The sequence below is a fragment of the Streptomyces sp. NPDC055189 genome (assembly GCF_053606765.1).
Map to the genome: position 1 here is coordinate 30,731 of NZ_JBSGSG010000016.1, position 24,319 is coordinate 55,049.

20 protein-coding genes and 2 pseudogenes are annotated in these 24,319 nt (G+C 72.1%); 10 read left to right on the forward strand and 12 right to left on the reverse strand.

The window, feature by feature from the left end; translation table 11 throughout:
* Positions 1-119 precede the first annotated feature (119 nt).
* Entirely contained in the window at positions 120-689 is a 570-nt protein-coding gene (locus ACWFR3_RS14685) for a TetR/AcrR family transcriptional regulator (protein WP_453735029.1), read from the forward strand.
* A gap of 65 nt (positions 690-754) precedes the next feature.
* Positions 755-979 (forward strand): annotated as a pseudogene (locus ACWFR3_RS14690) (hypothetical protein); the annotation flags it as partial.
* 85 nt (positions 980-1,064) lie between these two features.
* Here the strand turns inward: ACWFR3_RS14690 and ACWFR3_RS14695 are convergent.
* Both ACWFR3_RS14695 and ACWFR3_RS14700 read right to left on the reverse strand, forming a co-directional pair.
* Positions 1,065-1,343, reverse strand: coding sequence for a hypothetical protein (locus ACWFR3_RS14695; RefSeq protein WP_453734920.1), 279 nt, complete (start codon positions 1,341-1,343; stop codon positions 1,065-1,067).
* A gap of 90 nt (positions 1,344-1,433) precedes the next feature.
* Positions 1,434-2,933, reverse strand: coding sequence for a cytochrome P450 (locus tag ACWFR3_RS14700; RefSeq protein WP_453734921.1), 1,500 nt, complete (start codon positions 2,931-2,933; stop codon positions 1,434-1,436).
* 109 nt (positions 2,934-3,042) lie between these two features.
* On the opposite strand from ACWFR3_RS14700, the gene ACWFR3_RS14705 reads away from it, so the two are divergent.
* Positions 3,043-3,654 carry a TetR/AcrR family transcriptional regulator gene (locus ACWFR3_RS14705; RefSeq protein WP_453734922.1) on the forward strand — a complete coding sequence of 204 codons (612 nt, stop codon included), beginning with the start codon at positions 3,043-3,045 and terminating at the stop codon, positions 3,652-3,654.
* A gap of 39 nt (positions 3,655-3,693) precedes the next feature.
* Here the strand turns inward: ACWFR3_RS14705 and ACWFR3_RS14710 are convergent, their stop codons facing one another.
* Positions 3,694-3,972 carry an antibiotic biosynthesis monooxygenase gene (locus ACWFR3_RS14710; RefSeq protein ID WP_453734923.1) on the reverse strand — a complete coding sequence of 93 codons (279 nt, stop codon included), beginning with the start codon at positions 3,970-3,972 and terminating at the stop codon, positions 3,694-3,696.
* Positions 3,973-4,064: 92 nt separating this feature from the next.
* Between ACWFR3_RS14710 and ACWFR3_RS14715 the strand changes: the two genes are divergently transcribed.
* Together ACWFR3_RS14715 and ACWFR3_RS14720 are read left to right on the forward strand one after the other, a co-directional pair.
* Entirely contained in the window at positions 4,065-4,721 is a 657-nt protein-coding gene (locus ACWFR3_RS14715; RefSeq protein WP_453734924.1) for a TetR family transcriptional regulator, read from the forward strand.
* A gap of 50 nt (positions 4,722-4,771) precedes the next feature.
* Positions 4,772-5,383 (forward strand): DUF2867 domain-containing protein, encoded by a 612-nt coding sequence (locus ACWFR3_RS14720; RefSeq protein ID WP_453734925.1) that lies wholly within the window; start codon positions 4,772-4,774, stop codon positions 5,381-5,383.
* 34 nt (positions 5,384-5,417) lie between these two features.
* On the opposite strand, the gene ACWFR3_RS14725 is transcribed toward ACWFR3_RS14720, so the two are convergent.
* From ACWFR3_RS14725 to ACWFR3_RS14745, 5 genes are all read right to left on the reverse strand, one after another.
* Complete coding sequence (locus ACWFR3_RS14725) at positions 5,418-5,615, reverse strand: DUF5999 family protein (protein ID WP_453734926.1); 198 nt, start codon at positions 5,613-5,615, stop codon at positions 5,418-5,420.
* 123 nt (positions 5,616-5,738) lie between these two features.
* The gene (locus ACWFR3_RS14730) at positions 5,739-6,185 is read right to left on the reverse strand and encodes a hypothetical protein (protein ID WP_453734927.1); all 447 of its coding nucleotides are present in this window, start codon (positions 6,183-6,185) and stop codon (positions 5,739-5,741) included.
* A gap of 5 nt (positions 6,186-6,190) precedes the next feature.
* Complete coding sequence (locus ACWFR3_RS14735; protein ID WP_453734928.1) at positions 6,191-6,826, reverse strand: hypothetical protein; 636 nt, start codon at positions 6,824-6,826, stop codon at positions 6,191-6,193.
* 147 nt (positions 6,827-6,973) lie between these two features.
* Positions 6,974-8,251 (reverse strand): helix-turn-helix domain-containing protein, encoded by a 1,278-nt coding sequence (locus ACWFR3_RS14740; RefSeq protein ID WP_453734929.1) that lies wholly within the window; start codon positions 8,249-8,251, stop codon positions 6,974-6,976.
* A 174-nt stretch (positions 8,252-8,425) separates the two neighbouring features.
* On the reverse strand, positions 8,426-9,739 hold the full coding sequence (locus ACWFR3_RS14745) for a lipase family protein (RefSeq protein WP_453734930.1): 1,314 nt from the start codon (positions 9,737-9,739) through the stop codon (positions 8,426-8,428).
* Between the two features lie 157 nt (positions 9,740-9,896).
* On the opposite strand from ACWFR3_RS14745, the pseudogene ACWFR3_RS14750 reads away from it, so the two are divergent.
* A pseudogene (locus ACWFR3_RS14750) lies at positions 9,897-11,181 on the forward strand (AMP-binding protein).
* A gap of 45 nt (positions 11,182-11,226) precedes the next feature.
* Here ACWFR3_RS14750 and ACWFR3_RS14755 read toward each other — a convergent pair.
* A complete protein-coding gene (locus ACWFR3_RS14755; protein WP_453734931.1) occupies positions 11,227-12,675 on the reverse strand; it encodes an MFS transporter in 1,449 nt (482 codons plus the stop codon).
* 293 nt (positions 12,676-12,968) lie between these two features.
* Between ACWFR3_RS14755 and ACWFR3_RS14760 the strand changes: the two genes are divergently transcribed.
* Genes ACWFR3_RS14760 through ACWFR3_RS14770 form a run of 3 tightly spaced genes read left to right on the forward strand, consistent with a single transcriptional unit; the run spans position 12,969 to position 20,008 of the window.
* A complete protein-coding gene (locus ACWFR3_RS14760; RefSeq protein ID WP_453734932.1) occupies positions 12,969-14,777 on the forward strand; it encodes a fatty acyl-AMP ligase in 1,809 nt (602 codons plus the stop codon).
* Positions 14,774-18,940, forward strand: a complete 4,167-nt coding sequence (locus ACWFR3_RS14765) for an acyltransferase domain-containing protein (protein ID WP_453734933.1) — start codon at positions 14,774-14,776, stop codon at positions 18,938-18,940. Before ACWFR3_RS14760 ends, ACWFR3_RS14765 begins: the two co-directional genes overlap by 4 nt.
* A gap of 45 nt (positions 18,941-18,985) precedes the next feature.
* Entirely contained in the window at positions 18,986-20,008 is a 1,023-nt protein-coding gene (locus tag ACWFR3_RS14770) for an alpha/beta hydrolase (RefSeq protein WP_453734934.1), read from the forward strand.
* Here the strand turns inward: ACWFR3_RS14770 and ACWFR3_RS14775 are convergent.
* Positions 19,950-20,936 carry an acyl-CoA desaturase gene (locus ACWFR3_RS14775; protein WP_453734935.1) on the reverse strand — a complete coding sequence of 329 codons (987 nt, stop codon included), beginning with the start codon at positions 20,934-20,936 and terminating at the stop codon, positions 19,950-19,952. The genes ACWFR3_RS14770 and ACWFR3_RS14775 overlap by 59 nt on opposite strands.
* Positions 20,937-21,130: 194 nt before the next feature.
* Between ACWFR3_RS14775 and ccrA the strand changes: the two genes are divergently transcribed.
* A complete protein-coding gene (gene ccrA, locus ACWFR3_RS14780; protein WP_453734936.1) occupies positions 21,131-22,405 on the forward strand; it encodes a crotonyl-CoA carboxylase/reductase in 1,275 nt (424 codons plus the stop codon).
* Positions 22,406-22,494: 89 nt separating this feature from the next.
* Here the strand turns inward: ccrA and ACWFR3_RS14785 are convergent, their stop codons facing one another.
* Both ACWFR3_RS14785 and ACWFR3_RS14790 read right to left on the reverse strand, forming a co-directional pair.
* Entirely contained in the window at positions 22,495-22,998 is a 504-nt protein-coding gene (locus ACWFR3_RS14785; protein WP_453734937.1) for a hypothetical protein, read from the reverse strand.
* Between the two features lie 2 nt (positions 22,999-23,000).
* On the reverse strand, positions 23,001-24,311 hold the full coding sequence (locus ACWFR3_RS14790; RefSeq protein WP_453734938.1) for a hypothetical protein: 1,311 nt from the start codon (positions 24,309-24,311) through the stop codon (positions 23,001-23,003).
* Positions 24,312-24,319: the final 8 nt, after the last annotated feature.

Genomic DNA, 24,319 nt, shown 5'->3' on the forward strand with positions numbered 1-24,319 from the left:
CCTGCGGGAAATCGGCCTCGTCGGGCCGGGGATAGGGTCGGCGGGTGGAGCGGGACGCGGGGACCGGAACGGGAGCAGGCGTGGCACGACGGCGGGACGGGCAGGTCGCGCGGGACCGGATGCTGGAGGAGGCGATGACGGCGATCGCCGAGAACGGCCTCGCCGCGCTCACCATGTCCGCGCTCGCCGAACGCCTCGGCACCAGCGGCGGCCACATCCTGTACTACTTCGGCAGCAAGGACCGGCTGCTCCTGGAGGCGCTGAGCTGGAGCGAGGCCGCGCTCACCGAGGAGCGGCGCGCGCTGCTCGCGGGCCGGACGGCACCCGCACGCAAGCTCGACCGGTTCCTGCGGATGTACCTGCCCAAGGGGCCGCGCGACCCCCGCTGGATGCTGTGGATCGAGCTGTGGGCCCGCGCCGGGGCGAACGAACCGCTGCGCGCGGCCCAGGACGAGCTCGACCGCGGCTGGCAGACGGATCTGGAGGCCCTGCTCGGCCAGGGCGCGGCTCAGGAGGCCTTCGTGGTGGACGACGCCGCGGGCCGCGCCGGTGAACTCCTCGCCCTTCTCGACGGCCTGAGCACCCGTGTGGTCCTCGGACAGCGCGGAGCGGACCGCAAGGGGTCCCTTGCCGCGGCGCGCTCGGCGGCCGAACGCCTCGTCGGACGCCCCGAGGCGACCGGTACGTAGCCCGAGCGGCCGAACGGGCAGGTCATGATGGTCATGACGGAGCCGTGGCGTGGAAGCCTGCAGACATGACCGAAAGCGCGCATCTCTATATCGCGAACCCCCGGATCACGGTCCTCGGGGTCAACCCCGGCCGACCGCCCTTCCGCATCGTGGAGCTCGACGGCGAGGTGGTCGGCGAGGCGAGGGAACTCGTCGACGTCCTGGAGGTGGCCGCCCAGGTGGGCCATGTCGTGGACGACGTGGACGACCCGGACCAGGTGCGCTGGGTGGGCGGCGACAAGTTCACCTGGAAGCCGAAGGGATCGACGGAGCCGACGGAGCCGACGCGGTCGGGCGGACCGACGGAGCCCGGGACCCGCGGCGAGGCCGCGGACGTCAGGGAACCGAGGGGATCGACGAGGGCGAACTAGCGGGGGCGGGGCACGGCAGGGGATCGGGGCGGTCGGGTTCGAGGTCGTAGATCCTGTTCAGGAGCTCGGCCTCGTTGCCCGTCAGGCCCGCCCTGCGCAGTGCTTCGTCCGCCTCCGCGATGGGTCCTGCGAGCAGCGACGCCGCCGCGGCCGGCGAGGGGCCGGACAGCGCGGCGCGTGCGGTGTGCAGCAGCCGCAAGCAGGCCTGGGCGGCGGCCAGTTCGGCGGTCGGCGTGCTGGTCATGTCGAGAACTCCTCTGCGCGGGGTCACCAGGGCCGGTGGCTCGCACCGGTGGACCCTCCACTCTTGCGCACGGGTCTGACAATCGGGTCCCTACGCGCCCGTGGTGCGCCGGGTGAGCCGCAGCGTGAGCCCTTCGGGCATGAGGGTCAGACGCTCGGCCACCCGCAGCTCGTAGCCGGGATCGGCGTGCAGGTCGTAGCGGCGCAGGAGCAGTCCGAGGACCAACGTCGCCTCGTGCAGCGCGAACTGACGGCCGATGCAGGCCCGGGCGCCCGTACCGAACGGCTTGAAGACATGGGCGGGCCGCGCACGTACGGCCGAAGGGGCGAACCGGTCGGGGTCGAACTCCTCGGGCCGGTCGCCCCATGCCGCCGGATCGCGGTGCAGGAGCGTGGCGAGGACGAGCGCCCAGGCACCCTCGCGCACGGGGTGCTCGCCGCCGATGGTCGTGTCGTGCAGGGCCTGGCGGGAGAAACCGGGCGCGGTCGGCCACAGCCGCAGCGACTCGTCGAGGACGCGGCGCAGATAGCGGAGCTTGGCGACCTGTTCGTACGCGGGTTCCTGCGCGTCGCCCCAGACCTGGTCGACCTCCGCCTGCGCGCGGGCCAGGACTTCGGGGGAGCGTGCGAGGTAGTGCAGCGCGAACGACAGGGCGCCCGAGGTCGTCTCGTGCCCGGCGACCAGGAAGGTGATGACCTGGCGCCGGATGTTCCCGTCGGACAGCCGTTCGCCGGTTTCGGGGTGGGCGACCTCCAGCATCCGGTCGAGCAGATCGCCGTCGCCGGGACCTGAGGCGGCGCGGCGGGCCGCGACCACGTCGTCGACGGTGCGGTTGAGATAGGCCATGTCGGCGGCGTTGCGCCGGGTGGCGCCGCGCAGCACCAGCGGGGCGAGCGCGGGCGGTACGACATTGCGGCGCTGGGCGTAGGAGAGCGTGCCGACCATGGCCGACACGAAGGGGTGGGGCCTGGACCGCTCGAAGGAGCCGAAGTCGTGCCCGAAGCCGGTGCGGGCGATGGTCTCCAGGGTCAGTTTCGTCATGTCGCCGGGCACATCCACGGACCGCCCGGCCTGCTCGCTCGCGTCCCAGCGGTCGGTCAGCTGCCGGGCGACGTCCAGCATCAGCGGGTGGTAGCCGGCCATCGCGTCACGGCTGAAGCCCGGCGCGAGGATGTCGTGCGCCAGCTGCCAGTTGGGCTCGTGGTTGTACGCGGTGAACAGGCCGTCACCGGCGACCGGCCGCAGATTGGCGACTCCCAGGCCCACATGCTTGGCGAACCGCGATTCGTCGGCCAGTTCGGCCGCGAGTTCGGCGCCCCAGACGAAGACGATCTCCTTGCCGAAGGCCTTGCGGCGGAATATCGGCCCCAGACTGCTGCCGATCCGCATCGAATCCTGCACGGGCGTACGCACGTTCGCGCCCAGGATGTCGCCGATCAGCGGCAGTCGGCGCGGCGGATGCGGGATGAGGTCCAGGCGCGGCCACCCGAGTTCGGCGCTGCGGAACCCCTTGGGAGGACGGGCGGGCCCGGACGGCTCGGCCGCCCCGGAACCCGCTGCCACCTGCGATGTCTGCGACACCTGCGCCATGTGTGCCATCTCCCTTGTGCCGGGGACCCGTTGAGCCTGTTGTACGCGGATTCAATAAGAGCTCCCAGTCTGGTCCCGCTGTTGAATCCACGTCAAGTAAGGTTTTGCCATGGCCGCGAAACCGCAGGAGCGCACGCGCCGCAGACTCAGCACCGAGGAGCGCAGGGAGCAGCTCCTCTCGGCGGGGGCGCGGCTCTTCGCCCAGAATCCGTACGACGACGTCTGGGTCGAGCGGGTGGCGGAGATCGCCGGTGTCTCGCGCGGCCTGCTGTACCACTATTTCCCGACGAAGAGCGACTTCTTCGCCGCCGTGGTGCAGCGCGAGAGCGAGCGCATGCTGCGCCTGACGGCGGCCGTGCCCGGCGTGCCGGTCCGCGACCAGATCGGCACGGGCCTCGACACGTTCCTCGCCTACGTCGAATCGCACGCGGAGGGCTTCCGCGCCTTCCACCGCGCGGAGGAGACCGGTGACACCACGGTCCGCAGGATCTACCGCGAAGGCCTGGCCGCCCACGAGGACCAGATCCTGGCCGCCCTGGCCGCGGACCCCGGGACGGCGTCATCGCCCCACGAACTGCCCGTCCTGCGCCTGGCCGTGCGCGGCTGGCTCGCGTTCATGGTGACCGTCTGCCTGGAGTGGCTCGACGAGCCGGAGCTGCTGCCGCGCGCACAGGTGCGGGATCTGTGCGCGCGGGCGCTGCTGGGCGCGATCGCGCCGTGAGAATCGCCCCTTCGGGGGCGTGAGGCGACCCCTCGGCGGTCAGGCGGCCGTGAGCCGGCGGATCTGGCGGGGGCGTGACTCGCGCTCGTCGTATGCGAGATCGAGACCGGCGGCCTTGACCGCGGCGAACGACGCCGCGAAGGCGGCCTCGGACTCCCACTGAACGATCGAGACCACCGCCTCGTCCGAGACCCAGCAGTCGGCCGAGAGGCACCCCGGGGTCCGCCGGAACTCCTCGGCGACCCGGTGAACGCGCGCGATGAATTCCTCGCGGTGCGCGGCGTGCGGATAGTGGTCCGCGACCATGCCCACCTTCATGAAGCTCTCCTTCGTGGGATCGGCTGCGCATTGCGGCACTGCCTGCCCTCAAAGTAACCTACATACATGTCTGTATGTGAAGTGCGGCGACGGTGACGGCCCGACCCGAAGGTGTGCGCGAGAAGCAGGCGGACCGGCGCGCCCGGACCCGCAGTGCGCTGCTGGAGTCGGCGGCGCGCGGCTTTTCGACGTACGGGTACGGCAACCTCGCGCTCGAACGGGTGGCGGCCGAAGCGGGCTATACCCGCGGCGCCCTCTATCACCTGTTCGCCAACAAGGAAGACCTCGCGCTGGCCGTGGTGCAGTGGGTCGAGGAGACCTGGAACGCCGAGGTCGGCGCACCCGCCGCCGAGGAGGCCGACCCCGTCGACGCGCTGCTCGTGATGGCGCGGGGCCACGCCGTCTACTGCCGCCGTGACGTGGCGCGCGTGATGAGGGCCCTGTCGGTCGAGTTCTCCGGCCAGGACCACGCGGTCGGCCGCGCGCTCACCGGGGTCCTCGAACGGCTCGCCGCCGAGTGCACCGACCGCGTCGCCGCCGCGCGGGAGAGCGGCGCGATCCCTCCGGGGCCGCCGCCCCGGGAAGTCGCGCTCGCCTACCTCGGCACCCTCGAAGGCCTGATGAGCAGCCTCGCCGGGCACGTCCCCCACGACGTCGATCTGATCGAAAGGGCGGTCCGCGGTCTGCTGGGGCTGCCGCCGCTGGCCTGTGCGGACCAGCCGCAGGACCAGCCGCAGGAACAGCCGTAGCGCACCGGCGCCACCGCGCCGGCAGCGCACACCGATACGGAGGTGCAGCAATGAAGCTGCCGAAGACCGCGCACACGTCACGGCCCTGGCGCATCCATGAGCTCACCCGCGACTTCCGGGTGGAGGACGTATGGGCGCTTCCCACGCCGGGCGGCGCCGACGATTTCCCGCGCCTGGTGTCGCAGACCGTCTCCGGAAACAACTTCCCGGAGGGCGCCCCGCTCGTCGTCCGCGCGCTGTGGGCGGCCCGCTGGAAGATCGGGGCGGTGCTCGGGTGGGACCGCCCGAAGAGCGGCCTCGGCTCAAGGGTGGCCTCGCTGCGGGACAGGCTGCCGGACGATCTGCGCGAGGCACCGAGGGGCCCGGAGTCCGCCGCGTTCCCGCTCACCCCGGTCTACCTGCTCAAGGACGAGTGGGCGGCGGAGCTGGCCAACGGCACCGTGCACACGGTCATGCACATGGGCTGGGTGCCGGACGGGTCCGGCGGCCACCACGGCCAGATGACGGTCCTGGTGAAGCCGAACGGCCGGTTCGGCGCGGCCTACATGGCGGCGATCAAGCCGTTCCGGCTCTGGATCGTGTACCCGGCGCTGATGCGGCAGATCGGACGCTCGTGGCGAGCGGGGGCGGGTGCGGAGGGCAGGCCCTCCGCACGTACGTGAGCGGCCGGGCGCGTCGAGAGGTGACCGCTCACGGTCAGGCTGCCATCGCCAGGGCCAGCGGCCTGGTCGCCGCCACTACGCGTCCGTCCGGGAGCAGTTCGCCGGTGTCGTCGAAGACGATCGTTCCGTTGCACAGCAGGCTCCAGCCCTGTTCGGGGTGGGCGGAGACGATCCTGGCCGCGAGGTGGTCGGGGCTGTCGGCCGAGGGGCAAGAGGGCTGGTGAGCGCACATGGTGTACCTCCGGATGGGGGTCGCGAACCTTGCGCGCGGCCCGGTCTTGTTCGGTTTCTCTTTGTATGAGTCAAGACTCCGGGAGGGGCAGCAACTCATCGCCCGGAGAGGCTACTTGTGCCCTCACGCGGGAAGGAAACCGGCGCGGAAGTGCGTCAGGAGTGTGGTACGCGACGTGGCGTCCGCGTCCGTCAGGCGACCCGCCGCCCAGAGGAAGAAGTCGTCCGATTCCGCGTCGATCCAGTCGTGGGCCGGGTCGAAGGGGCCGGGATCCGGCGCAGGGTAGCTGAGTTCGAGAACGGTTCCCCGCGTGTCCCGGACGGTGAAGCGCCGGGTGCTGTCCGGCCCCTGGAACTGGCGGACCGTCACCGAGTTGCAATCCCAGCGGCCTTGCCCGAACTGCAGCCACAGAACCGGCACCGCGTCGGACGGATCGGCGTACAGCGATGCTGCCGCGTCGTCGGCCACGTGGACGAAGCCGTGGCAGCGGCCGGACGCGGGGGAGAGGAGACCCGTCACGGGGTCCAGGGCCCACGTCCGTCCGTGGCGGTCGTAATCCTGCAGCAGCATGGAGGTCAGCCGCGCGGCGGAATGCCGAGTTCCTTGTCGACGGCGGCGCTGGTGCGGGTCGACGCCTTGATGACCTCGGCCCAGCTGCCGTACTTCATGAACTGCTGGTCCGCGGTCGGGCCCAGCGGGTTGCCGTACTTCTTCATGTTCCGCTGCTCCAGGGCCTCTACCGCCTCGGGGGTCATCCCGGCGCGGGTGATGTCCTTGGCCTCGTTGCGCATGGCGACGAGGACGCGGGCGATCTCCTCGTCGGAGCGGCCCTCCTCGTGCATACGGTCCGCCACGCGCTCCATGGTGTCCAGGAGCTGGTGATAGCGCAGCCGCACCTCGCGCGCCCGCTCCCGCTCCTCCGGCGTCATCTGCCGGATCAGGCAGACCGCGGGGTCCTTGCTGGTGCACGGATCGTCGGGCGCGACCGGCGGGGACAGCAGGCTGACGGCGGCCGGGGCGTGCTGCGTCGGCGCGCCCGCGTGGGCGTGTGCCGGGGCGAGCAGGGTGCCGCTGAGCGTGGTGAGCAAGGGGAGCAGGAAGAGGACCACGAGGCGGGGGAGGATCCGGGAGGGGATCGCCGGGGTCCGCTTCATGGTCGGGGCGGTCGCGGATGCGGGTGCGGTGACAGCGGCCTTGAGACGGGCACGCACGTAGAAACTCTCCTTCGCCGGGGGGTGGGGCGAAGGGGACATTACGGCTCGATAACGGCCACGGACGGCCGCCCTCGCGGCGCGTCCGGGTGACGTACAGCGAGGACTACGAGGCGGCGGCGTCCCGGGTCTCAGGGGCGCGTCGGCTCACCGCGCCCCGATCGCCTCCCCCGTATCCGGCCGCAGGCTCAGCGCATGCAGGGCCAGTTGCATCTCGAACTGGGCCACCGGATCGTGCAGCCGGTCGCCGAAGACCTCGTCCAGTTGCCGCAGGCGGTAGCGGACCGTCTGCGGATGGACCGCGAGGCGTGTGGCCACCTCGCTCGCGTTGTGTCCGCACCTCAGCCAGCACAGCAGCGTCTCCGCGAGGCGTTCGCGCTGCGGTGAGCGCACCTCCTCCAGGGGCAGCAGATGCCGTTGCGCGAGTGCGTCGATCAGCGCCTCGTCCTGGAAGAGCAGCAGCGTCGCCAGATGGTCCGCGCAGTGCAGCAGACCCGCGCGGGGCAGGATGCCGCGCCGGGACAGCTCCAGGGCGTCAAGGGCCCAGCGCCGCGAGCGCGCACCCTCGTGCAGCGCGACCGTGGGGCCGACCACCGCACGCAACCCCTGGAGTGCGGCGGCGATCGAGCGGGCCCGCCCCGGCCCCTCCGGATCGGGCACCACGATGCAGCCCGGCTGCTCGCTGAAGCGCGCGAGGAACTCAGGCGGCACGATGGGGCTGATGGACTCCGGGGTCAGGGCGTGTTCGATGACGACGACGGCCACCTCGCGCGGGATCGGCCACTGCGCGGCCTGCGCGAGATCGGCGATGGCCTCGGCCGACGCGGGCGGATCGGCGGTGAGGAGGTCGATGAGGCGGGCCCGGCGCTGCTGCAGTTCGCCCGCCGCGTGCAGCCTGGCCTCGGTGTAGCCCGCGGTCGTCGCCGCGGCCATCTCGTCCAGGTGCAGGAACAGCGCCTCGCCGAAGGCGGCGAGGACATGCCGCGGCAACAGGTCGGCGTCGACCATGGCGTTGACGCGGCGCCAGGTGACGCGCGCGCCCAGGCGCAGCGCCGACTGGAAGGAGTCGAGGCTGCGGCCCTCGTCCGCCTCGCCCCTGCCGATGTTCTGGTACGTGGCCTTCACCGATTCCCAGTCGGTGTCCGGGTGGGCCATCCGGGCCAGAAACCCTTCGAGGGCCTGCTCCACGCCCCGGTTGACCACATGCATGTAGGTGTCGTCGGTCGGGCGTGCGTACTCCGGTATCTCCGTGCGGATCGCCCGCACCACCTCCGAGGTGATCTCGTCGAGGAACGGTCTGACGTGATCGTGGAGGCCCGAGGGGAAGGCTCTGAACGCCGCGGACGACTCCTCCGAGAAGGTGCCTGCGGATGCGGGTGCGCCTGCCGGGGGTATGCCGGCGGGCAGCGTCGAACCGTTCACCATGCGGTGCTCCCTCTGCGCGCGGGGGACAAAGGTTTGGTGAAGATACCGCCGCGGGTGCGTGGCGGCCCATCAGGGACGGACAGACATGATGCTGCCTCTTGTCACCCGTGTGACAAGAGGCAGCGCCTGCGAAGCGACTTGCTCACTGCGGGGCGAAGCTGCCGGAGGACCTGCTCACGACAGCAGGCAGTTGCCGAACTCCGGCTTGCCCTCGAAGCGGTCGCCGAGCCACTTGACCGTGTCGTCCTTCGCCAGCTGGTCGGTCGTCAGGTGCTCACCGGGATAGACCTTCCACTGGGTGGTGACGTTCGCCTTGCAGTACGCCTTGCGGGTGGCGTCCTCGGTCTCGATCGGGATGACTTCCTCCAGCGCGCCGCGGTACTGCAGGACGGGGAAGCCGATCTCGTACGTGGCGCCGGAGCCCGCCCGGCCGATGCCGGTGCCGAGCTTCTGCTCGTCGACGACCTGGCCCCATGTTTTGCCGTCAGGCCCCTGGAGCGCGTAGAGCTGTTCGAGGCTCAGGCGTTCCTTGGTGTTGTCCTCGATCTTCTGGCCCGCGAGTGTCGAGATCGTCCCGAGCAGACAGTTCGACCTGGCCTTCTTGATGGTCTCCTTGCCCTGGTCGTTCATGAGCTCGTCGAAGGGCATCCGCGGGTGCGACGAGGACAGGCCGAGCACGGCGTCGACCAGGAAGCCCGCGAACGGGCTGCCGTTGAGCGACTTGGCGACCACCTTCAGGTCGCCCGGCACACCGCCGGACGCGTCGCCGACGACGTTGAGTTCAGGGGCGTACGAGGCCGCGAGCTGCGCCGCCCACAGGCTGGCCGCACCGCCTTCGGAGTAGCCCCACAGGCCGACCTTCGTCTTCGGGTCGAGGCCGCTGCCGGGGATCGCGGACGCGGTGCGCAAGATGTCCAGGAGCGCATGACCGGCGTCGGCGCCGGAGACGTATGGATGGGTCTGGCCGTCCAGGTAGCCCGCGCCGTCCGTCGCGGCGACGGCGTACCCGGCCTTCAGGAGCGCCGCGATGTTCTCGCCCTCGTACTCGTCCTGGAACGCGCCCGAGAGCTGCTTGGAGAACGCACACTGCGAACCGAGCCCCAGCGTGCCGGGGTTGAAGCCGACGACAGGACGACTGCCGCGTCCCTTCCACTGCGCGTCCGGCACGGCGACGGTGCCGGACACCGCGACCGGCTTGCCCGCGTTGTCCTTCGAGCTGTACTGCACCTTCCACGCGTGCATCGGGACATTGCCCGGCACGTGGGGCAGCCCGGTCGTCCGGCACGCGATGACGCTGCCGGGATCACCCGGCACGGAACCGGGCACCTGGTAGATCCGCTCGTCCGGCGCGTCGCACGCCGCCGACGCGTCCGGGGCCGCGGCGGCGCCCGCCGTCAGGGCCGGCACGCCGAGACCCGGGCCCGCCAGGGCGACGGCCGCGGTCAGCGCGAGCAGCCTCTTCTTCCTTTTCGCTCTTGGCCTGCGCACGGGCGGTGCTCCTTCGTGTCGGGGGGATTGCAAGGGCACGCCGAGAAGTTACGGAGCGGTAACCGGGCGTCGATAGTCAGTGGAGCCACAGCCCGCAGGGCCGGAACTGTGCGCGGGGCACAAGTGGCCACCCGGCCTCCTGCGCCACGATCAGGTCATGACCGAGTCACAGGTGACGTCCCCGGACCCACGACCCTGGCTCCGCTTCTACGCCGCCGGGGTGCCGCACCGCCCGCAGGTCCCCGACGTCACGATCCCCGGTCTGCTCGACGCGGCGGCCCGGCGCCACGGCGGCCGGACCGGCTTCCGGGGGCTGCACCGTGCGGTGGGCGCATGCGCCGACACGTTGCGGACGCGGGGGGTCCGGCACGGCGACCGGGTGGCGTTGGTGCTGCCCAACTGCCCGTGGTTCGCAGTGGCGTGGCATGCGGTGCTGCGGCTCGGGGCGGTCGCGGTGGCGATCGATCCAGGGGCATCGACGCAGGAACTGAGACATCAACTGGCCGACTCCGGTGCGGTGTTGGTGGTCGCGGGCGGCGCGGCGGGGGAGCGGCTCGATGCCGTACGCGGTGACACGTACGTACGGGACGTCGTCACCGTCCCGGTCGACGGGGAGTGGCCGGGGGGCGGCTGGACACGGAAGCCGGGTCGGCCGAAGCCCGGCGCCGGCGGTCCGAAGCCCGGTGATCTTGCCGTTCTCGCCTACGTCGCCGCCGACGGACCGGCGGCGATGCTCACGCACGCGAACCTGGTCGCGGCGGCCCATCAACTGACCGCGTGGCACCCGCAATTGCGCGCCGGGCAGGAGACGGCCCTGGCCGTCACGCCCCTGTGGCAACCGCATGGGCTGCTGTTCGGCCTGACCGCCCCCCTGCTCACCGGGGCGCGCACGATCCTCCTCCCGGACCCCGGACCCCGGGCCGCAGGTGCTCCTGCGTACGGCACGCCGCCGGAAGGCGACCCTCCTGTCGGCCGGGCCCGCCGACTGCCGGCGCCTTCTCCAGCGCCCCGCCCATGAGCTGGAGGCCCTCGCCACGGTGCGCACCTGGCTGACCGCGACCCTGGACGCCGACACCGCCGACCGCATCCGGAGCTCGGTGGACGCGGCGCTCGTCGAGGGCTACGGCATCCCGGAGGCTGCGGGCGCCGTCCTCGCCAACCCGCGCGGCGCCAATGCCCGGCCCGGCACGTCGGGCCTGCCCCTGCCCGGCAGCGAGGTCCGCATCGGCCAGGAGGGCGCTCCGGAGACCGAGTTGCCGCCGGGGCACGCCGGTGAACTCCTGGTGCGGGGGCCGCAGGTGAGCGCGGGCTACTGGGGCGACCCGGCACGGACGGCGCGGCGCCTGTTGTCGGGCGGGTGGCTGCGTACGGGCGATGTCGCGGTGATCGGCCCGGACGGCTATGTGACCGTCATCGGCGGCATCGACGTCACGTCACAGTGAAGCCCCGGTTCACGCCCGAGGTCACGCCCGAGGTCCCGTCCGAGGTCACGAACGCACCGGGCGGTGGCTCCGGCCGACCCCGGAAGGTGCCCCCGGACGCCGGTGCCGTGCGGGCCGCCGCAGCGTGACGGCGGTGACGACGGCCCCCAACAGGACGCAGACGGCGGCAAGTTGCAGCCCCGTGTCATAGCCGTCCAGGAAGGCGCTGCGCGGATCGGCGCCCTCCCGCAGCGCCGAGCGCTCCGTGCGGGTGAGCACCACGCCGACCAGGACCACGCCGAACACCCCGGAGATCTCGCGGGCCGCGCTGACCAGGCCCGAAGCCATGCCGGTGCGCGTCGCGGGGACATCGGCGACGGAACGTACCGTCAGCGGAGTCGTCAGGGCCGAGCCCGCGCCGATCAGGAGCAGCCCCGGCTGCAGATCCCAGTACTGTGCGTGCAACCCCGTCCCCGACACCCACACGAGCCCGCCCGCGACCAGGACGAGCCCCCCGGCGATCGACCAGTGCGCCCCCACCGCCTTGGCCGCACGCTCGGCGAACGGCGTCGTCACGAGCAGCGCACCGGCCAGCGGCAGAAAAGCCAGACCCGCCTTGGTGGGAGAGAAGCCGAGCACACGCTGGAGGTAGAGCGCGGTGAAGAAGAACACGCCGTTGACGCCGATGCCCCACAGCACCTGAGCCGCCGCGCCCCCGCTCAGCGAACGGTTGCGCAGCAGCCGCAGGTCCACCAGCGGCAGGAAGGTGCGCGACTCGACGACCAGGAACGCGATCCCGGTGGCCGCCGAAAGCCAGAGGCAGAGCGGCACGGGCGGCGTGCTGAAGCTGTGCTCGCCGCCCCTGACCAGGCCGTAGGTGAGCAGGAAGAGCGAGGTCGTGGAGAGCGCGACGCCCGGCAGATCCAGGAGCGGCAGCAGGCCGTGCCGCACGCGGGTGACGGCGCGGGGCACGGCGGGCACCAGGAGCAGGGCGAGGATGCCGAAGGGGACGTTGAGCAGGAACACCCAGCTCCAGTCCCACCGTTCGGTGACGAAGCCGCCCACCACGGGGCCGAGCGCGAGGGCGACCGCGAGCGCCGCCGTCCACAGCCCGACCGCCATGGCGCGCCTGCGGGCGGGCAGATCGGCGGCGACCACCGCGAGCGAGGCCGGGATGACCAGCGCCGCGCCCACGCCCTGCACCGTGCGCGCCGCGATGAGTGTCCCGCCGCTGTCCGCGAGGGCGGCCGCGAGCGAGGCCGCGGTGAAGACGACGATGCCCGCCGCGAGGACCACCCGGCGGCCGAGCAGATCCGTCAGCCTGCCCCCGGCAGGAAGGAGCGAGCCGAAGCTCAGCACATAACTGGTCGCCACCCACTCCAAGTCGGTGACCGTCAGGCCGAGGTCGCGCTGCACGGTCGGCAGGGCGACGTTGATGACGGTGTTGTCGAGCGTCGTGATGAAGCCTGCCAGGGCCAGCATCGCCAGAAGAGCGGTCAGCCTGCCCCGGCCCACGTGCGGCTCCCCTCGATCGCGATGCGGTCCCGCTGTCGGTGGTGATGCGGTTCCGCTGCCGGATTCTCCGGGGGGCGCGGCGGCGCCGGCTGCTGCCCGCGACGCCGAATCGGGCGCGGGGACTTGTCAGTGAAGTGACAGAGGGTGTCAGACGATCTGTCAGCAAGCCGTCTTACTCAGTGGTCACATCCGGGCGGAACCTGGTGCACCGCTCGTCCCGGTCCCCGCACCGCTCAACCCGGTCCCCGCAACGCCCGTCCCGGTCGTCCCCGCGCTGTCCCGTTGGAGCCGCCATGTCCAGCCCCCAGAACCCGCAGCAGCCCGAAGGCCCGCTGCTGACCGACCACTTGGCGCACTGGGCCGCCGACCGTCCGCACCAGCGCGCCTTCACCTACGTCGAGTTCCCCGAACCGTCGTCGCCCGGCCTGCACCACAGCCTCGGCTGGCAGGGCCTGGACGTACGCGCCCGCGCGCTCGCCGGACGGATCGCGGCGAGCGCGGGGCCCGGCGAGCGGGCGGCCCTGCTGCTCCCGCAGGGCCTGGACTACACGGCGGCATTCCTGGGCTGCCTCTACGCGGGCGTGATCGCGGTACCGCTGTTCAGCCCCGAACTGCCCGGACACGAGGGCAGGCTGGCCGCCGTGCTCGCCGACTGCGAGCCCGCGTGCGTGCTTGCCGACGAGCGCACCGCCGCCGCGGTCGCACGGTTCATGGCCGGGCAAGGGCTGCCACCGGTCCCGGTGGTCCTGGTGGACCGGCCGGACCAGAGGCCCGGCACCGCCTTCGGCGAGCAGTCCGAGGCCGTACTCCCGGAGCGGATCGAACCCGACGACATCGCCTACCTGCAGTACACCTCCGGCTCCACGCGCAGCCCGGCGGGCGTCGTGATCAGCCACGCCAACGTGGTGGCCAACGCCCGCCAGGCCATCGACGCCTTCGCGGCCGACGCGAAGAGCAACACCACGGTCGGCTGGCTGCCGCTCTTCCACGACATGGGCCTCGTCCTGAGCGTGGCCGCGCCGGTCGTGGGCGGCTTCCCCTCGGTCCTGATGGACCCGGTCGCCTTCCTGGAGCAGCCGGTGCGCTGGCTGCGGCTGCTCGCCTCGTACCCCGGAACGATCAGCGCCGCCCCCAACTTCGCGTACGACTACTGCGCGAGCAGGATCGACGGGGACGAGGCGGCCGAGTTGCGCCTCGACCGCGTCAAGGTCCTCATCAACGGCAGCGAACCCGTGCGCCCCGGCACGGTCGACCGCTTCCGCGACGCGTTCGCCGACGCGGGACTCGCCCCCGAGGCGCACTGCCCGGCGTACGGCCTCGCCGAGGCCACCGTGTTCGTGACCACCGACACCTTCACCGCACCGCCGTCGGTGCTGGCCTGCGATCCGCTCGCGCTGAGCGAAGGGCGGCTCGACGTCCGGGAGCCGACGGACCTTGACGCCACCCAATTGGTTGCCTGCGGCACCCCTGCGGGGCAGGAGCTGCGCATCGCCGACCCGGCGACCGGCACCGCACGCCCTCCGGGCGAGGTCGGCGAGATCCTGCTGCGCGGGCCCAACATCGGCCTCTGCTACTGGAAGCGCAGCGGGCTCTCCGAGGAGGTGTTCGGCATCCGCCCGCCCGACACCGCGGGGGACGACGGCGAGGCCGGATGGCTGCGCACCGGGGACCTCGGAGCACTCCACGACGGCCGGCTCTACGTCACCGGGCGGCTCAAGGACCTGATCATCGTGGACGGCCGCAACCACTACCCCCAGGACATCGAGGAGACCGTGCAATCGGCCGCCGACCTCGTCCGCAGGGACCGGCTCGCCGCGTTCTGCGTCCCCTGGACGGGTACGGAGACCGACGTCCTGGTCGTGGTCGCCGAGCACCGGCGCGGCGCGGAGCCCACCGAAAAGGACCTGCTCGCCGCGCAGCGCACCGCCACGGCCGCCGTCTCGGCCCGGCACGGACTGCGGCTTGCCGAACTCCTGCTCATCCCGCCGGGCTCGCTGCCCCGGACGAGCAGCGGCAAGGTCGCCAGGGCCGCGGGCCGTGCGCGCTACCTGCTCGGCGCCTTCGGCGAGGGGGGCCCTGCCGGCGCGGAGGACGCACGATGAGCGAAGTGACGCAGGCGGAGATACGGGCCGCGGTCGTCGGGAGCCTGAGAGCCTGGTACGGCCTGCCGGCCGAGGAGATCGGCGACGACCGACCGCTGGCGGAGCTGGGCCTCACCTCGCGTGACGCGGTCGTGCTCACGGCGCGACTCAGCGACCTCGCGGGCACCCGGCTGCCCGCCACGCTGCTCTGGGAGGCGCCGACGATCGGTGCGCTCATGGAGCGGGTGGAGCGCGGCGAACCGGAGCACGGCGGGGCGCCGCCGGATGCGGTGAGTGCCGGTGCGCTATCCGCGGAAGGCGCCGTGCCGGCCGCGGGAGAGGGCGCGTCGCCCGTCGCGGTCATCGGCGTCGGCTGCCGGCTGCCCGGCCACGTCACCTCGCCCGCAGCCTTCTGGCAGCTCCTGAGCGAGGGCCGCGACGCCGTGGGCACCGTCGGCGACGACCGCTGGGCGCCGTTCGTGCGGGCGGGCAAGAGCCTGCCGGACGACGTCAGCAGGCACGGCGGCTTCCTCGGGAACGGGAGCACCGACGGCGTGGCGGGCTTCGACGCCGAGTTCTTCGGCATCGGCGCGGACGAGGCCACCGCCATGGACCCGCAGCAGCGCATGCTCCTGGAGGTCGTACGGGAGGCCGTCGACCACGCGGCACTGCCCGCGCCCTCCCTCGCGGGCACCCGTACCGGCGTCTTCGTGGGCATCAGCGGCAACGAATACGCCCATCTGACCACCGCCGACCCGGAGTCGGTCGGCGCCTGGACCCCGCCGGGCGCGGCCCTGAGCATCGCCGCGAACCGCCTCTCCTACCTCCTGGACCTGCGCGGCCCGAGCATGGCCGTGGACACGGCGTGCTCGTCCTCGCTCGTCGCCGTGCACCACGCGGTGCGCAGCCTCGGCGCGGGGGAGAGCGACACGGCGCTCGCCGCAGGAGTGAACCTGCTCCTGGCCCCCGCGGTGACCCTCGGCTTCCAGCGGGCGGGGGCGCTTGCCGCCGACGGCCGGTGCAAGGCCTTCGACGCGTCGGCCGACGGCATGGTGCGCGGGGAGGGCTGCGGCGTCGTCGTGCTCAAGCGCCTCGCGGACGCCGAGCGCGACGGCGACCGTGTCCTGGCGGTCATCGAGTCCACCGCCGCCAATTCGGACGGCCGCTCCAACGGGCTCACGGCCCCCAGCGCGCAGGCCCAGCGCACGCTCCTGGAGCAGAGCCACGGCTCCGGGTCCGCGACCGTGGACTACGTCGAGGCACACGGCACCGGCACGGCCCTCGGCGACCCGATCGAGGCATCCGCCCTTTCGGCCGCGCTCGCGGCGGGGTGCGGGCGGCCCGCCGACCAGCCGCTCCTGATCGGCTCGGTGAAGACGAACATCGGCCACCTGGAAGCGGCGGCGGGCATCGCCGGGCTCATCAAGACGGTCCTCGCCCTGCACCACGACGAGATACCGCCCCAGCTGCACTTCACCGCTCCGGGCCCGCACGCCGACCTCGACGCCCTGGGTCTGCGCGTCGTCACGGGGCCCGAGCCCTGGCCCCGCTACTCGGGCACCGCACGGGCAGGGGTCTCGGCGTTCGGCTTCGGAGGCACCAACGCGCATGTGGTCCTCGCCGAACACCGCGTGCCGCCCGGCGCACACCGCGCCCCCGCCGCCCCCGCCATAGCCCTGCTCGACGGCGTCACCGAGGACCGCGTACGCGCGTACGCGGGCGAGTTGGCCGCATGGCTGCGCGACCCGGCGAGCCGCTCCGTCCGCCCGGCCGACCTCGGCCGCACACTGGCGGGCCGCGCGGGGCGGGGCCGGCACCGGGCGGCAGTGGTCGCCCGCGGCCGGGAGGAGCTGACCACGGCCCTCGCCCGCCTGGCCGGGCGTGAACCCGACGGACGGGTGGTGGTGGGGGCGCCCGCGGCAGGGGCGGGACCCGGCGCGGTGTGGGTGTTCTCCGGGTACGGCTCGCAGTGGGCGGGGATGGGCAGCGAACTGCTCGCATCGGAACCGGAGTTCGTCGCCGCGGTCGACCGCCTCGAGCCCTTGCTGCGCGATGAGGCCGGTATCTCCCTGCGGGACTGCATGAGTGCCGGCGCCGACCTGACCTCGCCCGCCGTGGTCATGCCCGCCCTCTACGGGATGCAGGTCGCCCTCGCCGAGCTGTGGAAGTCCTACGGCTTCGAGCCCGCCGCCGTGATCGGCCACTCCCTGGGGGAGATCGCCGCGGCCGTCGCCTGCGGGGCCCTCGACGCGGCCACCGGCGCGCGCGTCGTCGCGATCCGCTCGCGGCTCCTCGCCGGGCTCACGGGCGGCGCCATGGCCGTGGTGGACCGCCCCGGCGAGCACATCGAGGCCCTGGCCGCCGAATTCCGCACCCTGCAGGTCGCCGTGCACGCGTCACCGGCGCAGAGCGTGGTCACCGGATCGGCCGACGACGTGCGCGCACTCATCGATCACGTCACGAGCCAGGGCGGTTTCGCCCGTTCCCTGCGGGTCACCGGCGCCGGGCACTCGCCCCATGTCGACCCGCTGCTCGCGGACTTCGCCACTGAGCTCGGCACCGTGCGGCACGCGCGCCCCGGCTGCCGCCGCTACTCCACCGTCCTGGCCGACCCGCGCGACCCGGCGCCCTGCGACGCCGACTACTGGGTGGCCAACCTGCGGCGCCCCGTCCGCTTCAGCCAGGCGGTGCGCGCCGCAGCCGAGGACGGCCACCGGGTGTTCGTCGAAGTGGCCCCGCACCCCACGCAGCTGCATCCGCTCACCGAGACGCTGCGGGACGCGGGCGCCGACGGCCCGCTGATCGTCCCGACCCTGCGGCGCGACACGGACGACGCGCTCACCTTCCGTACGTCCCTGGCCTCTCTGCTCGTAGGGGGCGTGGGTTCTCCCGTACCTTCCGCGGCCCGTCAGCGCCTGCATCCGGGCGCACGCATCGCCGACGTCCCGCCGCCGCGCTGGCGGCACCGCCGCTTCTGGGCGGGGGAGGCGCCGGGACCGCGCGAGACGCCACGTCACGAAGCGGGCCCCGCCGCCCGCGTCACGGGCACCCTGGACCGCCTCCGCGGCTGCGTGGCCGACGTCATGGGCTACACCCCCGACCGCATCGACGCCGACACCCCCCTGACCGACCTGGGCCTCGACTCGCTCACCGCGGCACGCATCCGGACCGCGGTGGAGCGGGAGTTCGGGGTGGAGGTGGAACCGGGGGTGCTGCTGCGGCAGGCGACGCTGCGGGGGGTGGCGGAGCTGCTTCCGGACTCCGGGGGCGCTCGGAGTCCGCGAGAGGCTTCCCCCGCTGCCCCCGCTGCCCCCGCTTCCCCCGCTGCCCCCGCGGCCTCCAATGCCCCCGCTGCCCCCGATTCCCGTGCGGCAGCGGCGCAGGGGCCGCTGCGCGTCCTCGCCGACACAGCAGACGGCACCCCCCTCTTCCTGGCCCACGCCGCGGGCGGCACCTCCGAGGTGTACGCGCGTCTCGCCGAACGCCTTGCCGGGGCCCGTCCCGTCTACGGCTTCGACCGGCTGACCACCCCGGAGGACCTCAAGCCCCGCGCTGAGCACTTCGCACGGCGCATCCGCGCGGTGTCGCCCGACGGCCCCTGGATCGTCGGCGGCTGGTCCTACGGCGGTCTGCTGGCCCAGGAAGCAGCGAGGCTCCTCACCCGGCACGGCGACGTCCGGGCCCTGGTCCTCCTCGACTCCGTCCTGCCGCTGCCCGCGCCCCCGGGCCTGACCCCCGTGGAGGAAGCGCGCCGCCGCTACGCCGATTTCGCCACGTACATAGCCCGCACCTACCGCACTCAACTCAAGCTGCCCTTCGAGGACCTGGCACGCCTGGACGATGCCGAGCAGATCGCGCTCGTCATGAAACTCCTGGAGCAGGCCGTGGACCTGCCGCAAGGAGTGCTCGACCACCAGCGCACCTCCGCCCTCGACCTGCGCAGCGGCGAGCGCCACAGGCCGGGGCCGTACGCGGGGCGGACCCTCCTCTACCGGGCCACCGAACCGGCCCCGCACACCGTGCGCGACATCCGTTACGAGCGGGACGACGAAAGCCTTGGCTGGGACGCGCACTGCACCGACCTCACGGTCGCCCCGCTGCCCGGTCACCACCTCTCCCTGCTCGACCCCCCGGTCGTGGACACCCTCGCCGAACTCCTCGCCCGCGACCTGTCCGACGCCTGATCCGCGCGCCGGTCCGCCGGCCCGCCCGAGAAGAGGACCGCCCCCATGCCGCAGAAGCACCGCAGACCCCGCAAGAAGCTCGCCGCCCTCGCCGCGGTCACCGCCCTGCTCGCCACCGGCGGAGCCCTGGGCACCTCCACCGCCCTGGGAGCACCCGCCGCGTCCCGGGCAGCGGCCGCAGCCGCCGAAGGCCCGCGCGTCGTCGGCGAGAAATGGCTGGATGCCCGCACCGTCGACCTCACCGTCGACTCACCCGCCGTGGGCAAACAGCTGCCCGTACGCGTCATCCTGCCGGCCCGCTTCAAGGAGCAGCCCGACCGCACCTGGCCGGTGCTCTACCTCCTCCAGGGCGCCCACGACGACTACACCTCATGGACCCGCGAGACGGACGTCGAGGAGTTCCTGGCCGACAAGGACGTCATCACGGTGATGCCGGCCTCGGGCCCCACCGGCATCCCCACCGACTGGTGGAACCACGGCAGCCCCGCCGCCCCCGACTACGAGACCTTCCAGGTCGAGGAGTTGGCGGGCCTCCTGCGCGACTCCTATCGCGCGAACGACAGCCGCTCCGTCGCCGGGGTCTCGACCGGCGGCTACGGCGCCATGGCGTTCGCCGCCCGGCATCCCGGCACCTTCGGGGCGGCGGCCTCGTACAGCGGCGTCGTGGACACGACGGCCCTGGGCATGCCCACGGTGATGAACGCCATCGTCGCCAGGGAACTGCTGCTGCCCTCGGCCCTCTGGGGCAGCCCCCTGCTGCACCGCGAGAAGTGGAACAGCCACAACCCCGCCGCCCTGGCCGAGCGCCTCTCCGGAACGCGGCTCTACGTCTCGCAGGGCAGCGGCATCCCCAGCAGCGACTTCGGCAACCTCGAAGGGGCCGTCCTGGAGGGCACGCTGTGGAACCAGGCGCACGCCTTCGACCGGAAGCTGGACCGTGCCGGCATCCCGGCGACGGTCCACTTCTACAGCGGGGGCTCGCACGCCTGGTCCTCCTGGCAGAAGGAGTTCAAGGCTTCCTGGCCGACGCTCGCGGCGGGTCTTGGGCTTCCTCCGGAGGTGTCCTGACGTCGGCGACGGAGAGGCGGGCCAGCCTTCGCTCGTCCGGCCACCGCACCGCACTTGCCCACGAGGCCAGCTCGAAGAGGCGTATCAGCCGGGCGCTGGAGTCGAGCTGGCCGCGCAGGACGCCGTGCCGGGCGGACGTCGGATCGGCGTGGTGGAGGTTGTGCCAGGACTCACCGCCCGAGAGCGGGGCGAGCCACCACACATTTCCCGAGCGGTCCCGGGACCGGAAGGGCCGGTCCCCGCTGATGTGGCAGATCGAGTTGATCGACCAGGTGACGTGATGGAGCAGACCGATGCGCACAAGGCCGGCCCAGAAGAAGGCCGACCAGGCGGCGCCGGAGTCCCAACTGCCCTCGCCCCAGAGCCCTCCCACCACAGCCGGCGCACCGAAGGAGAACAGCACGATCAGCGGCTGCAACCGCGCCACCAGGGCCAGATCACGGTCGGCGAGGAGGTCGGGGACGTACTTCTGCTGATTGGTCTTGTCGTTGTTGAACGTCCAGCCGACGTGCGCCCACGCCATGCCCTTGAGCAGCGCGCGCACGGAAGTGCCGAACCGCCAGGGGGAGTGCGGGTCGCCCGGCTGGTCCGCGAACTGGTGGTGGCGGCGGTGGTCGGCGCACCAGGTGATCGCGTCGCCCTCGACGGCCATCGTTCCGGCGACGGCGAGGGCGATTTTCAGGGGGCGGGCCGCCTTGAACGCCTTGTGCGTGAACAGGCGGTGGTAGCCGATGGTGATGCCGTGCACGGCGATGGCGTACATCACCGCGCCGATCACCAGGTCGTGCCAGGTGACGCCCCATCCCCACAGCACGACGACGGACGCGATCACCGCGACGAAGGGAATGCCGACGAACACCCCCACCACGACCCGGTCTCCTGTGCCCATGCGTTCGCCCCAAGCGGCGTTCGCGCTCTCTTCAGCCATGGAATTCCTCACCTTTCCGTGCGGATGGGCCGGACATTAGCGACTGAAATGAGGAGGCCTCTACTCGGAAAGTGATGACCGCGCGAGGGATCGACTAGCGATCCCGATGAATTGAAGCCGATCTGCTTGTGAGATGCGGGCTGCGCCCGCACCGTATACGCACCACAGGACAGCTGTGCCGAAGGAGGAACGTCATGGATGTGCTCGCAGAGGCAGTCGTAGCGGGAGCCGGCGCGGACGAACTGCGCCGACTTCCCTTACCCGCCGAATACACCGCCGCGCATCTGCGGAGGGAGGACGTGGAGAGTTTTACGGGAGTGGCGGACAAAGACGTCCGGAAAACACTCCATGTAGGAGCAGTTCCGATGCCGGAACTCGCCCCGGACGAAGTCCTGGTGGCCGTCATGGCCAGCGGGATAAATTACAACACCGTGTGGTCCGCGATGTTCGAGCCGATATCGACCTTCGCCTTTCTGCGGCACTTCGGTGCGAAAGGCGGCTGGGCCGCACGGCACGATCAGCCGTATCACGTGGTCGGATCGGACGCGGCAGGCGTCGTGGTCCGGACGGGGGCCGGGGTACGCCGCTGGACCATCGGTGACGAGGTCGTGGTCTCTCCCGTCTACGTCGACGACGAGGAACCTGCGACCCACGCCGACGGCATGCTCGGCGACTCCCAGCTGGCCTGGGGCTTCGAGACCAACTTCGGCGGGCTCGCGCACTACTGCGTGGTCCGCGCCAGTCAACTCCTCCCCAAGTCGGGGCAGCTGTCCTGGGAGGAAGCAGCCGCCAACCCGCTCTGCGCAGGCACCGCCTACCGCATGCTGGTCAGCGACCGCGGCGCGCGCATGACGCAGGGCGACATCGTGCTGATCTGGGGCGCGGCGGGCGGACTCGGTGCCTACGCCGCGCAGCTCGTGCGCAACGGCGGCGGCATCGCGGTGGGCGTGGTCGGCAGCGAGGAGAAGGCGGAGCGGGCCCGTGCCTTCGGCTGCCACGCGGTGATCAACCGCGCCGAGATCGGCCTGACCGGCACCGCTCCGGCCGATCCGACAGCGGTCGGCAAGAAGCTCGGCAAGCGGATCCGCGCCGCGGTGGGGGAGGACCCGCACATCGTGTTCGAGCACGTCGGCCGGGCGACCTTCGGGCTGTCCGTCTTCGTGGTGCGCCGCGGCGGCACCGTCGTCACCTGCGGATCGAGCACCGGCTATCTCCACGAGTTCGACAACCGCTACCTCTGGATGCGGCTCAAGCGCGTCATCGGCAGCCACGGGGCCAACCTCCACGAGCAGGCCGCGGTGGCCCGCCTGTTGGACCTCGGACATATCCGGCCCGCCCTGTCGGTGACGTACGACCTCCAGGACACGGCCGAAGCCGCCCGCCTCGTCCAGGCCAACCGCCACACCGGCAAGGTGGGCGTCCTGGCGCTCGCGCCCGAGGCGGGTCTCGGGCGGCGGGGCGTCGCATGAGATCGCTGAACGCCGCCCGGTCATGAGCGCGTCGGCTCATGACCGGGGTGACACGGGTGACCGGGACAATCGGTTACGGGCCTACCGGCTCAGCGGACCGTGACCTTGAGGACCGGCGAGACGGCGCCGCCGCCGACGATGCGCAGGGAGTTGCGGCCCTTCCAGCCCAGCTTGACCCGCATGTTGTACGCCCCGGAGCGCGCGGTGTACACCGACGCGGGCAGCGCCACCCACCGCTTGCCCTGCAGCTGCTGCAGCGTGACGCGGGTGCCGGCCCGCATGTGACGGGCGACTCCGTAGATGTGGAAGTCCTGCCACGCGCGCACGCTGCTCGCGGTGGACTTCGCCGTCAGAGTGGGACGCGGGGCCGCGGTCGTGGGGGCTCCCGGCACGGGGGTTCCGGTCGCTGCGGTTCCGGTTGTCCCGGGTGCGGGCGCTTCGGCTCCGGGTGCCTCGGCTCCGGAAGCGGGCGCGGGAGGCGGGGTCGCGGCGCCGGCACCGGCCGCCGCGGGGCCGGTCAGCACGGCGAGGGCCGCGATTCCCGCCACCGACACGTACTTCACCGAAACGTGGTTCAGCTTCAACCGGTTCACGCTCAACTTCTTGTCTCCATCTCTCTGTTGATTTCTCGCTTGGTCGACTTGCCGAGAAAGCTGTGCCAACCGCCGTCGGGGCGCTGTCCCACTTCGAGTCGGCGCAGCTTGGCGAGGACGGCCGGGTCCTGGACGTCGAGCCAGTCGACGAACTGCCTGAAGGAGACGAGGCGCACGTCCTCTTTCCCGGCCATCCGCTTGAGGGCTTGTTCGACGGCGTCCATATAGATGCCGCCGTTCCAGTCCTCGAAGTGGTTGCCGATGAAGTAGGGAGCGCGGTTCGTCTCGTACGCGCGCCGGAAACCGGCGAGATACGACCCGATGGCCTGGGTGCGCCAGCCGGGATAGTTGTACGAGGGTGCTCGCGTCGAATTCTTCGACTGGTTGGCCAGGACGTTGTAATCCATGGAAAGGACCTCGAACCGGTGCCCGGGGAAAGGGATCTGCTGAAGCGGCAGATCCCACACCCCGAGGCGTTTTTCCGGCCACCGCTGCAATCCACCGGGCGACGACGAGTCATAACGCCAGCCCCGTTCGCGGGCCACCGGCAGCAGATTGCTCTGCCCGAGTAGGCAGGGGGTGCGGCCGCCGACGAGTTCCTTGTCGTAGTCGAAAGGCAGCGACGGCAGGTCGGTCCAGCCGGTATTCGTGCGCCATTCCTTCACGAAGGATGCGGCCTGGTCGATCTCGCTCTGCCACTGCGCGGGTGTCCAGTTGGCGACGCTTCCGGTGCCGGTGCAGAAGTGCCCGTTGAAGTGCGTGCCGATCTCATGGCCTTCGAGCCAGGCCTGCCGGACGTACCCCAGCGTCTCCTTGATGTGGCCGTCGGTGAGATAGCCGATGTCGGAGGCGCCGACCGCGTTGTTCGGCGGCTTGTACAGCCGTTTCTTGGCTTCGGGGAGGAGGTAGAGACCGGAGAGGAAGAACGTCATGCGCGCGTCGTGTTCCTCGGCCAGCTTCAAAAAGCGCGGGAAGAGGCCGTTGCCGACCTCGCCCGCGCCGTCCCAGGAGAAGACCACGAACTGCGGGGGTGTCTCACCCGGCTCCAGGGGGACGGGCGTGTCGGGCTGGTTCGGCTGCTGCCCCGAATACGCCGTGGAGCCGTCGCCGATCGGCTTCTCCGGAGGCTGCTTCTGCTGAGCGCCGTGCTGGCCGCCGTCTTCGTCGTGCCCCTCTCCTCGCCCCTTCCCGGACGGCGAGGGGGAAGCCGAGTCCTTGGACCCCCCGTCCTTGGCGCCGCACCCGGCGAGACCCGCGCCTGCTGCCACCGCAAGTCCGAGGCCCAGTGCGTGCCTTCGGCCGACCGAGCGCATACCCACTC

Bases quoted from the DNA above. Each gene is read 5' to 3' on its own strand.
- ACWFR3_RS14700 (WP_453734921.1), bottom strand. From the start codon at position 2,933: ATGGCGCAGGTGTCGCAGACATCGCAGGTGGCAGCGGGTTCCGGGGCG.
- ACWFR3_RS14765 (WP_453734933.1), top strand. From the start codon at position 14,774: ATGAGCGAAGTGACGCAGGCGGAGATACGGGCCGCGGTCGTCGGGAGC.
- ACWFR3_RS14685 (WP_453735029.1), top strand. From the start codon at position 120: ATGCTGGAGGAGGCGATGACGGCGATCGCCGAGAACGGCCTCGCCGCG.
- ACWFR3_RS14790 (WP_453734938.1), bottom strand. From the start codon at position 24,311: ATGCGCTCGGTCGGCCGAAGGCACGCACTGGGCCTCGGACTTGCGGTG.
- ACWFR3_RS14725 (WP_453734926.1), bottom strand. From the start codon at position 5,615: ATGTGCGCTCACCAGCCCTCTTGCCCCTCGGCCGACAGCCCCGACCAC.
- ACWFR3_RS14740 (WP_453734929.1), bottom strand. From the start codon at position 8,251: ATGGTGAACGGTTCGACGCTGCCCGCCGGCATACCCCCGGCAGGCGCA.
- ACWFR3_RS14730 (WP_453734927.1), bottom strand. From the start codon at position 6,185: ATGCTGCTGCAGGATTACGACCGCCACGGACGGACGTGGGCCCTGGAC.
- ACWFR3_RS14775 (WP_453734935.1), bottom strand. From the start codon at position 20,936: ATGGCTGAAGAGAGCGCGAACGCCGCTTGGGGCGAACGCATGGGCACA.
- ACWFR3_RS14760 (WP_453734932.1), top strand. From the start codon at position 12,969: ATGTCCAGCCCCCAGAACCCGCAGCAGCCCGAAGGCCCGCTGCTGACC.
- ACWFR3_RS14705 (WP_453734922.1), top strand. From the start codon at position 3,043: ATGGCCGCGAAACCGCAGGAGCGCACGCGCCGCAGACTCAGCACCGAG.
- ACWFR3_RS14770 (WP_453734934.1), top strand. From the start codon at position 18,986: ATGCCGCAGAAGCACCGCAGACCCCGCAAGAAGCTCGCCGCCCTCGCC.
- ACWFR3_RS14710 (WP_453734923.1), bottom strand. From the start codon at position 3,972: ATGAAGGTGGGCATGGTCGCGGACCACTATCCGCACGCCGCGCACCGC.
- ACWFR3_RS14720 (WP_453734925.1), top strand. From the start codon at position 4,772: ATGAAGCTGCCGAAGACCGCGCACACGTCACGGCCCTGGCGCATCCAT.
- ACWFR3_RS14695 (WP_453734920.1), bottom strand. From the start codon at position 1,343: ATGACCAGCACGCCGACCGCCGAACTGGCCGCCGCCCAGGCCTGCTTG.
- ccrA (WP_453734936.1), top strand. From the start codon at position 21,131: ATGGATGTGCTCGCAGAGGCAGTCGTAGCGGGAGCCGGCGCGGACGAA.